We start from the raw sequence: 9257 nt of genomic DNA, 5'->3' as shown, positions 1-9257 counted from the left end.
TTCCCCGCCAAGGCACAGCGGAGAGGCAGGGTAAGATAATAGGGAGCGCGTCCTAGCGGACGCGCTGACGCTAGCAAAAATTTTGGCCGATCTTCGCCTGCGTTATTCTAACGGTAGCTAGTGCGAAGATGCGGGGGTTGAGTCGCCGCCTCAAATAGTAAACCCGTGTATTGGAGCCTCTACTAGCTCTTTGTGATTATACGACACCGGTGGCGACGTTTGTATTTCCTGTGAGTATATGCTCATACTCTAGTTTTCGGGAGGCAAATCGACAGTATATCACGGAGTCATCGGAGTGAGCCACTCACATGAGCTTATACGCATGGATGAGAATATACTCATGTGAACGAGAAAACCAGAGATCGAATCTGGAAGTATGCCCTTGCATCGACAATTCGAAGCGATAACCGAGTCACGCCGAGCGAGATCGCGGAGATGGCTGACGTTGCCGAGCGAACAGCCAGAGAAACACTAGTAGTGATCGCAGAAACAGGTTGGATCACTCGGAAGACAAAGCAGGATGGGTCAGTGTTCTATGAGTGTCCTGATTGGGTCGATTTTGACGGCGAGATGTGGAGAAAACAGAGCTAGCTAAAGATGCCTCTATCGAGATGAAAAATCACCCGAATGCGTCAACTATCGGGGATGGTGGTGGGTTATCGTAGTCGCCCTGTGACTCCCACTCTTCGTAGGCTCGCCGCAGCTGGTCGGCATAGACCGCAGCCTCAACCCATTGATCGTCGGACAGTTGGTTGTCAGCCTCCCAAATCGGTTTGATCGGAGCGTTGCAGGCACTCTCGTCTCCGTGATCGTGGTCATGGTCGTGATCAGTGTCAGCATCGGTTCCACCGGTGCTGTCGATGTCACCACTGTCGGCATGATCGTCGAATGATTTGCCCGGATCAATCGACTCGTCTGGTTGTTCGTCAGATGGCAGCGGAGTGCCGCATCGGAGGTTGTTGCGATTGACTCCGAGCGTTGTGGGAGCTGCCTTCCGAACAGCGTACTCAGCCTCACGACGAGTGTGGTCGTAGACCGTTACTCGGTCATGATTGTGCCACAATTGGCCGTGAGGTCGGTACTGGGCGTTGTTGTTGCCGTCCTCGACCATCTTGATTGCAGTGTGGCTGAGGCAGTAGGTGACGGCCTCAGCAACGTCCTCCATCGTCGGGAGTGATTTGTTTGAGGCTGATTCGTCACCACCCTCAGTCACTCGCTTGATCAGCCACCCAGTCTCCTCCTCAATCTGCTTAGTGACCTCGCCACCAGGAACGAACGGCGAGCACCCAATGACGTGGAAGTGGGCACTCGGAATCAACTCATGCCGAACGTCGTTCTCAAAACCCCGGCCTGCAAATAAGCGATTCTTCCACGCATCGAGATCGTCACCATTTCGCCCGCGCCAGCCATGATAGTATCGCAGCCCCTCCATGTTGAGTAAATCCATGATCTCCCCAACCACATCGAATGTCTTGTCCAGCGGGTCAGATGCTTCAAGCACCCAGTCTTCAGGTGGTGAGATGACCAGATGGTGCTTTTTTACTGAAGCCCCATCCAGTCGGGCACTCATAATCTTAGCAATCGTCTCAATTCGGGCGACGTGGTTCTCCGCTTTGTCGATATCCCACATCGGAGCGCAATCGGGACATTCGGATTTGTAGCAAGTATGGCTCATTTCAACGGTAGAGCCGCAGTGAGTACAGTAATAGATCAAAGAATCATCGTGGCACTCCTCGCCGAATCCGGGCAGCGATAGCGGCGACATCAGCCCGTCAGAACCACGCTCGTCAACAGTCGATTGATGAGGTCGATTGATCGCATCGAGGAGATCGTCGGTCAGCTCATCGACGTTGACCTCGGCCATCTCGGTTGGTGGGTCGTCGTAATCTACCGATGTATCGGCGGTCATGGCCGATCACCCCCAGCTAGCTGCGGTTGGATCGGGAGTCTGGAGACGCTAACCCGAGGGTATAGGCCCTCTGAGTGGAACAAACGAGCAGTACGGCAAATCCACGCCGTTGACAGTAATGCTTTAGGCGTAGATTCAGTAGGAGTATGCGAGCCGGTCGGTGTTGGCTCCTGACCTGTCCCCGCCAAGGTACCAATTTGAGGGGGACGGGTCAGCTCCCGTCTACAATCGATCACGAGTAGTGTTGCCTGTCGTCTTGCCCTCAATAACCGAGCATACCCTTATAAAGCCTCTGACGGTGATTCTCACGATTGTCTGAGAGCATCATATGAAATGTGATAGGTCGGGGTCTGAGAGCAACCATATGAGATATGACACAATTGGCGAAATAATTATCTGATTGATTATGTATCGGGGTCGGATACCCCCACATAGGACACTATCAGACTGCGTATGTAATGGGGTCAGCAGCTACGTACTTTGCCGGAAAGTACGTAGATTTTGCGCCAAAACCGAGACGCTTTGATCTAAAACGGCTGAAATCGAGAGTCTTAGCGGTTCGACATTGCTACGTACTTTACATAACAACTACTAAGTAACTACGTTCTTGATACAAAATACATAGTAAAAACCGTGGGACGAAGCAACAAAGGGCTGCACAGGCCCGCACTACAGGCGTGGGTTCGAGCATGCAAAGATCAGTCTAATCCTGACAAGAAGATTACTGGAATGTTGTTACCGTTCACGGGATTGCGAGTTAATACGTTTTGTCACATCCACGGCCCCACATGGCTCACATGGATTGACGCAGATACCACAGAAACCAATGATAATGACCCTCCGAAGCTGAAGGTCCCAAATGCAGGGGTCTGTCACAAAAATGGAGACACATCCCCTTGTACAAACTGTGAAGATGAGGGGGAATTCACGACTAAATACGACGACGAGAGAGACATCCCACTAGCTAAGACGTGGAATAATTTCAACAAGGGAGGTCACTACGATTTCACTACACAGGAGCTCGGTCTGCGAAAATTATGTAAGTCATATTTCAAGGTGACACGAGATGATATTGGCAATGAAATGATTGCAGGCGACGGAATTAGCGAGGGTACAGTAAATAAATGGCTCAAACAGATCGCGGTTGATGCACAGATCGGGCTAGAAAGAGGATTAACCGACGATGCACGGTTTGATGAGAAAGTGCCAGATGTATACCCTCACGACATGCGTGGCACGTTTATCATGCAGTTGATTCGCAACAATATGCAGCGCACCAAACTCATCAAGTACACCGGCCACGATCACGTCTCGTCGCTAGAAGATTATGAAGAGAGGGTAGCCGACGAAACCGACGCACGGGAGTTCCTCGATCATATCTAATGCCATCTGACGAAGAATTGATTGCTGATCTTCAGAAGACTGCTGCTGAACACGGGGAACCACTGAGTTCTAGAACGTATAATAAACACGGTTCACACTACGCAGCGACCGTAGAGCAACATTTTGGATCTTGGACAAATGGACTCGGAGAAGCAGGGATTGAGACGACTGAAGTATCTGATGAAGACCTGATTTCCGATCTTCGCAAGTTAGCCGCTGAACACGGAGAAACGCTGAGTTTTACAGCGTACGATCAACATGGAAAATATGGAGCAGCAACGGTACAACGGCACTTTGGGTCTTGGAACGATGGGCTCAAAGAGGCTGGACTTGACATAAATCGTAAATATTGGGAACCTGTGGGGGTATTGAAAGAATTGCGAAGGATCACAGACGACAATATAGCACCTTCACAGGGGGAACTCAGGGCTAAAGAAACAGTTTCACCTGATACCGTTCAGAACCAATTTGGGCGGTGGTGGAAAGGGACAGTTAGCGCAGGTCTAAGACCAAGATATAGGCGGCCACTCACGCCCAAGCAGTTTGACCAACTCTATCATAAAACAATAGATCTCCCACCAGAAGAAGCCCTGCCAACCCTTCTAGTGATGTTTTCAGGTATGTCTTCTCAAACTATTATTGAATTCTCAATTGATTGGGTGCGGCAAAACCGTGATCAGAACATCCTCAGAGTACCCGCTGAGATAACCGGAGAAGAACCATGGTTAGTAAGACTGCCAGAGACATGGGTAAATCCACATACTGGAGAGCGTATCCCTACTAAACTGCCAGAGACTCTTGAATGGGTGTTAGATAATTATGATGAGATTCCGATAGAACACTTTTGTACGGTTTACAATAGGTGTTTTAGTATAGCAAAGATGGCGAATATAGAATCGAGAGAGTGGGTTTCAAGACGGCGAAGAGGAAGAACTCCGGCCATTCTTCCGGCTGATTTATCATACACCCACGGAGCTAATCTTGTTCGGCAAGGTATTGACTCAGATATCATTAAACGGCGTCTTGGGGCAAATGGATACCGCCCCAACTTCTACCTCAATGATCTACTGCTGTGGGTGTATGTCCACGACAGCTACGAGCATCCTGATTTCTCCCCACCGCCGGTTATCCTTGATCCCGATACCGGAGAGCCACGGTACTCGTAGTACGCTAGGAATCTGCTCAGATATCTCTCCAGCAAGACACACAGATATCTCACTGAGAATCAGTACACGACGTAATCCGGGCCGTCTGAGAGCGGTGTGAGCGGCGTCAGTCGGCCACGCAGCCCTTGATGATACCAGCGGCCTCGATTCCGCACAGCACGTCTCTCAGGCTGGGTGATCGGGTCGCCGCAGCGAGGACAGCGAACGTATCCCTGAGAGTCCGGCGGCCACATTGTCACTCACTCCTGATCGCCGGGACTCCAACGCATCCTCGTCCAGTGGTTTGATACGGTCTGTGGGGTGATGCCCATCGTCGATGCAACGCTATCGCGTGATCGCATGTATTCGGCCCTATAGTACGATGAAACTGCCTGCTTGCCTGCGATAGCGACCGGCTGCGGGATGGCCGAACTTGCGTGAACTGTATAATCACCAACAGTCTGTCTTAACCCGTAGCAGAGCCGTGCATCTCTAAACTGGTCGTACTGGTACTCAGTCCAGCCGATTCCCTCAACATCTGGATCATCTGGATGGTGGTATCGCACTCGACCAGGCTGATTGTCGATCTCGGATATTTGCACAGGGTCGCTCAGATCCTCAGCATCGGTGATGAGCCAATGCAGATTATTGCTATCGACTAGTACCCCATCATCTAATGTCGGCTCGCCGTCCGGGTGATTGCCCGTCTCAACAGCTGGTTTCATGATTGCTCTACCAGCCATTACGACCCTACACAGTTAACAATTTTTGTTATGTGTTGTAGGATAATAAGTAGTATAAAATAACCGAGTAATGTAACCATGATTTTTCAATTATAGCTCTAATTCGCAGACAGCGGCCAGATAATTAGAGCTGTTATGCATGCCAGAGACAGATCAGATCACATTGACGCTGCGAACAGACCATATAGAGCGACTAGAGGAGATGGCAGAGAGCGATGATCCCCGATACCGAAGTAAGAGTGAGGCGGCTCGACATCTCATGGATCGAGCCGATGAAGTTGACGATCTAGAGCAGGAGTTAGACTATTTCAAGAACGCAAACAAGGTCATCGTTGGCCGATTCGAGAACACAGAGATGAGAGTCAAAGAAGATGAGGACGACGGATTACTATCTCGTTTGAGTTGGTTGCTCAGAGGGAAATGAATCGCTAGCCTTAGCCCCTGAATTTCCGGAAACGACCCGATTAGAGATATAGTGGTATCGGTAGTGAGCAATAGTATGGGTGACTTAGATCCAGTCGCATTCGACATCGAAACCAGCGGCCTTGACGATGATTCAGTCATCACTGTCGCTGGGTTCGCGCACAGTATCGGTGCCTCACTCATCATCAACATCGACGGCAGAGACGCCAATCAAGCTGCTCTCGTCAACAAGCTCGAATACCATGCAAACGGTACTGTGTCGCTTGAGATAGCCGACAACGAGCAGGAGCTACTAGAAGCAGTCAGCGAGATTGCGACGAGTCAGATTGACGGCGACCGGCACTACCTCACTGCCTACAACGGTGAGACGTGGAACGGTGGCTTTGATCTCCCGTTCTGTCGCACCCGATTCCTGGATCACGATATGGTGTGGCCGTTCGACGATCTCGCCTACGCCGATATGATGGAAGCCATCGTTGATCGCTTCGACACCGGTGACAAGCGCGACCTCGTGGGCGTCTACGACCAGCTGATCGGTAACGACACCTGTGACCCCTTCGAGGACAGCGGCGCGGCTGTGGACGCATACGAGGCCGCTGAGTGGCTGCCACTGCTCAAGCACAACCTCGCTGATATCCAGCGTACTCGGGAGCTGGCGCAGCTGGCTGATCGTTATGTGCCGCAGTCTGATTTTGGAATGAAGAACCTCCAGCCGCCGGGGAAATAGAAATAAAATTGGCGTCTGTAAATACAACCTCTTTGATACATAAACAGCCCAAATTATATTCCGTAGCAAAATGGTGTCAATTCCATGCAAAGACGCGCATTTACCTCAATCGTTTCCGCAGGATTACTCACGAGTATCGCTGGATGTTCGGGTAGTCCAGAAGTGAGTGGAGATAGTGAAGAAGGGTCTGGTGACGATACACAATCTACTCAGTCGGATTCATCGGATAACGAGGAAAGTCAAGAAGGTGGGGCATCATTTGAGGTGGTTGAATACAATCTGCCAGAAACCGCATCTATTGGATCATCAGTTTCGGGAAGCATCGTGATTAGAAATACTGGAGACTCAGCAGGTGGGACTACTGCCCCTCTATACATCCGAACGCCCGACTCAGATTGGAGTCTAGTAAATGAGTACGATATTGAAGATGTAGGAGCGGGAGAGACTACTAGTCTCAGTGTTGAGATAGACAATCTTGAATATATAAACAGGTATGAATTTGCTATTGGGCAGTCAGAGAATACAGCCGTTATACAAACGATATCCGCTGAGATCGACTGGGGGAGTGAGTATACGACACCTGACGGATATATAATCCGAGTTGATAGACCTGAACTACAGAACACGTACACAGCTGAGGGATATGACGGTGAGACAGAGGAATCACCCGAAGATAGGGGACAATGGGCGTTTGCTAATATATATGTAAAAAACGAAACTGGCCAGTCAGAATTCTCGCCAACAGGTTTCTCACTTGTTAGTGGAAGTTCTCAGTATGATTCTACAATCCTCTTTAGCGACCCGGTTAATAAGGGAGAGCGGTACGAGAGTGGAGAGTTACAACCAGGAATTGAACGTAGTGGCTGGCTTGCGTATGAACTACCCTCCGACCTCTCCGTTAGTGATCTTACTATGGCCTGGTCAGAATCAACTATAGGAGGAGAGATTTCGGTGAAGTGGGGTTAGTTGATTTGTGGATACATGCCCAATCAATTTCCAGACCAAAGCCTGCAGTCATCAAATATCTAATTTCGAGTAGATCGCCGCTTTGCTGATCAGACAGACCAAATTCGAGCGAGTTCAGTTGCCAGTTCTTTTGACCGGTGGTTTATCGTATCCATATCCCACACGTCATAGTCAGCAACATCTTCTGTTATACGGATATCTGAATTCCGGTAGACCTTCCGCTTGCTGCTGAATGAGTCTTCAGGTATGCGTGCATGGTCTGTACCATCAAGAAGAGTCAGATTACCAATCTTGTCTTTTCCAACTTCATCATCAAACTCTTGTTGATCAAGCGACCGCCGCCATTTCGCATAGTCTCTACCGCTTCGAGAATTATCGTTAAACGAATTTCTGGGTGCTATGTGTTCTATATGCAGGTCGTCTAGAGATGCCCGGAGAGGCCCCCTTCGATTCTCCTCGATTGATACGAGCGTAAGCAAGGTTCTGAACCGCCAAGCACCACGGATCGGTAGTGTGTTTGATCTAACGTGTTCTATAATCTCACCATCATCTGGGCCTTTCTCATTGATTGTATTGATGAGCGATTCTCTAACGTCATTTCCGTCGTTAATCAATGATGCAGCACTGTGTACGGCTTTCTTCCGTCTAGAAGATCGGTACCCACCAAGACGCATCCGCATACCAAGTATAGTTGCTAGATGTATTGCTTCACCTACTGAATCATCATCTGCATTGTTGATGATAGCAATTGTGAGAATCTCTGCGTGGCTTGATGAGGAATTGAAATACTGCAATTGTCGCTGCTCTTCATTTGATAATGAGGAGGCCTGCACATCATAATTAGAACTAGATATTTGGAGATAATCCTTTGTCTGAGAATGGAAATCATCTACAAAATCCATCGTGCTAGATGCTGCCTGCAAAGCCTCATCAAATGTCCGATACAACGAAGCACCATCAAGTTGGTTTGGAGTAGGTGTATCCGAGTTAATTAGCATTTGAGTGATCGGTCTGCGGATCACATGGTTATCTGTAAATCGGGGTCTAGAGAGGTTAGACTCCAACATATCATATACATTCTTCCACCTTTCTTTGATGAATTTTCCATCAGCTGGGTCGTCAGCTCGGTCAGCCTCACCAAAAATCCGGGCTTTGATTAGAACTTCAGGGTCAACTTCCACCCCACGTTCGTTCTGAGACTGGAAGATCATATATGCTAGACTGGGGTCTTCAGCCTTGGTTCGTACCACTTTGAGATTCTGAACTATATTATCGAGAAGGGTAGATAATTCGTCTTGAGAGTAGCCCTCTAATCTATCTCTGAAAAAGGAATATGCGTCTCCAATGTTACCACTAAGATCGTCTACGTTCCCATTCCAAATCCTCTCAAAAGCCGCATCATCAGCATCGTCATAAAGAGAAAGTCGTCGTTGAGTTTCACCTGATTTGTAAGATTCTAGAATATCGTCGATTATTTTGTCGTGAGAGTCACCTCTGTTTGGGTGATCCCGAATAGCCATAATAAAGAGGCTAATTGTGGTCATACGCTGTTGACCATCAACGATTTGAAGCTCACTTTGGTCGCCTTCAGTCAGGAGAATTATATTCCCCATGAAGTGTTTTTCAACCCGTTCACCAACTCGTTGAAGATCGGCCCACAGATCCTCGAAGTTCTTTTCATCCCACTCATAGCCACGTTGATATTCTGGCACTCTAAAACAGGCAGAGGGCGGAGTGGTGAAGAGGCCACGAACTGTTTTAAATGTAGCTTGCATGTCACCACATGACAAACACACTGACAAAAAGGTGTCTGTGTATGTGCGCCAAAATGGGAGTCAAAAGCACTCAACTGCACAAGGGAAAACCCCCTTGCAGCCAGCAAGCTGGCTGCTGCGCCGGTTTTCCATTCCCCGCCAAGGCACAGCGGAGAGGCAGGGTAAGATAATAGGGAGCGCGTCCTA

Annotated in this window: 9 protein-coding genes; 6 read left to right on the top strand and 3 right to left on the bottom strand. The window is 49.1% G+C overall.

All coding sequences use genetic code 11. The annotated features are described in order from the left end of the window. Positions 1-342 precede the first annotated feature (342 nt). Positions 343-591: a hypothetical protein gene (locus DP106_RS14620; protein WP_120086508.1), complete on the top strand. Its 249-nt coding sequence runs from the start codon at positions 343-345 to the stop codon at positions 589-591. Between the two features lie 28 nt (positions 592-619). Here DP106_RS14620 and DP106_RS14615 read toward each other — a convergent pair whose 3' ends face one another. Further along, complete coding sequence (locus tag DP106_RS14615) at positions 620-1909, bottom strand: hypothetical protein (RefSeq protein WP_120086506.1); 1290 nt, start codon at positions 1907-1909, stop codon at positions 620-622. 633 nt (positions 1910-2542) lie between these two features. Between DP106_RS14615 and DP106_RS14610 the strand changes: the two genes are divergently transcribed. Both DP106_RS14610 and DP106_RS15610 read left to right on the top strand, forming a co-directional pair. Continuing rightward, positions 2543-3292, top strand: a complete 750-nt coding sequence (locus DP106_RS14610) for a site-specific integrase (RefSeq protein ID WP_133305176.1) — start codon at positions 2543-2545, stop codon at positions 3290-3292. Next, complete coding sequence (locus DP106_RS15610; RefSeq protein WP_133305175.1) at positions 3292-4458, top strand: homing endonuclease associated repeat-containing protein; 1167 nt, start codon at positions 3292-3294, stop codon at positions 4456-4458. The genes DP106_RS14610 and DP106_RS15610 overlap by 1 nt, the downstream gene beginning before the upstream one ends. Positions 4459-4697: 239 nt before the next feature. Here DP106_RS15610 and DP106_RS14605 read toward each other — a convergent pair whose 3' ends face one another. After that, the gene (locus DP106_RS14605) at positions 4698-5162 is read right to left on the bottom strand and encodes a hypothetical protein (RefSeq protein WP_133305174.1); all 465 of its coding nucleotides are present in this window, start codon (positions 5160-5162) and stop codon (positions 4698-4700) included. Positions 5163-5319: 157 nt separating this feature from the next. Here DP106_RS14605 and DP106_RS14600 point away from each other — a divergent pair, with 157 nt between their 5' ends. The 3 genes from DP106_RS14600 to DP106_RS14590 all read left to right on the top strand — a co-directional run bounded on the left by DP106_RS14600 (position 5320) and on the right by DP106_RS14590 (position 7296). Next, positions 5320-5604, top strand: a complete 285-nt coding sequence (locus tag DP106_RS14600) for a hypothetical protein (protein ID WP_120086500.1) — start codon at positions 5320-5322, stop codon at positions 5602-5604. Between the two features lie 75 nt (positions 5605-5679). Further along, positions 5680-6330: a hypothetical protein gene (locus DP106_RS14595; RefSeq protein ID WP_120086498.1), complete on the top strand. Its 651-nt coding sequence runs from the start codon at positions 5680-5682 to the stop codon at positions 6328-6330. 84 nt (positions 6331-6414) lie between these two features. Further along, the gene (locus tag DP106_RS14590) at positions 6415-7296 is read left to right on the top strand and encodes a DUF4352 domain-containing protein (protein WP_120086496.1); all 882 of its coding nucleotides are present in this window, start codon (positions 6415-6417) and stop codon (positions 7294-7296) included. An 89-nt stretch (positions 7297-7385) separates the two neighbouring features. On the opposite strand, the gene DP106_RS14585 is transcribed toward DP106_RS14590, so the two are convergent. Continuing rightward, entirely contained in the window at positions 7386-9071 is a 1686-nt protein-coding gene (locus DP106_RS14585) for a DUF262 domain-containing protein (RefSeq protein ID WP_120086495.1), read from the bottom strand. Positions 9072-9257 lie beyond the last annotated feature (186 nt).

Source organism: Halonotius pteroides (genome assembly GCF_003605635.1).
GTDB lineage: Archaea > Halobacteriota > Halobacteria > Halobacteriales > Haloferacaceae > Halonotius > Halonotius pteroides.
This window is presented reverse-complemented; position numbering and strand designations above follow the sequence as displayed.

Excerpts from the sequence above, each read along its gene's own strand:
- DP106_RS14600 (WP_120086500.1), top strand. The coding sequence starts at position 5,320 with ATGCCAGAGACAGATCAGATCACATTGACGCTGCGAACAGACCATATA.
- DP106_RS15610 (WP_133305175.1), top strand. The coding sequence starts at position 3,292 with ATGCCATCTGACGAAGAATTGATTGCTGATCTTCAGAAGACTGCTGCT.
- DP106_RS14595 (WP_120086498.1), top strand. The coding sequence starts at position 5,680 with ATGGGTGACTTAGATCCAGTCGCATTCGACATCGAAACCAGCGGCCTT.
- DP106_RS14605 (WP_133305174.1), bottom strand. The coding sequence starts at position 5,162 with ATGAAACCAGCTGTTGAGACGGGCAATCACCCGGACGGCGAGCCGACA.
- DP106_RS14590 (WP_120086496.1), top strand. The coding sequence starts at position 6,415 with ATGCAAAGACGCGCATTTACCTCAATCGTTTCCGCAGGATTACTCACG.
- DP106_RS14615 (WP_120086506.1), bottom strand. The coding sequence starts at position 1,909 with ATGACCGCCGATACATCGGTAGATTACGACGACCCACCAACCGAGATG.
- DP106_RS14585 (WP_120086495.1), bottom strand. The coding sequence starts at position 9,071 with ATGCAAGCTACATTTAAAACAGTTCGTGGCCTCTTCACCACTCCGCCC.